1 pseudogene is annotated in these 235 nt (G+C 58.3%); it reads left to right on the top strand.

From position 1 onward, the window contains the following. Window positions 1-201: pseudogene (locus KVT39_RS37420) on the top strand (helix-turn-helix domain-containing protein); the annotation flags it as partial. Window positions 202-235 lie beyond the last annotated feature (34 nt).

Genomic DNA, 235 nt, shown 5'->3' on the forward strand with positions numbered 1-235 from the left:
TTGATCGCCAACATGCCCGGTGTCCGACGATCGGGCGTGACGGAAGCTGCGCTGAAACTCCAGGATGCCGGATTGATCCGGTACAACTATGGGCACATCGAGGTATTGGATCGATCCGGGCACGAAAAGCGTGTGTGCGAATGCTACGGCGTGGTCAGGCGAGAATTCGACCGCTTGCTTCCTGATTTGATGCGCCTTTAGAGCCCTTTGGAACCGTACCGAGGCCACGCGCCTG

Origin of the sequence: Burkholderia sp. GbtcB21 (genome assembly GCF_019091065.1) — a bacterium.
GTDB lineage: Bacteria > Pseudomonadota > Gammaproteobacteria > Burkholderiales > Burkholderiaceae > Burkholderia > Burkholderia pyrrocinia_C.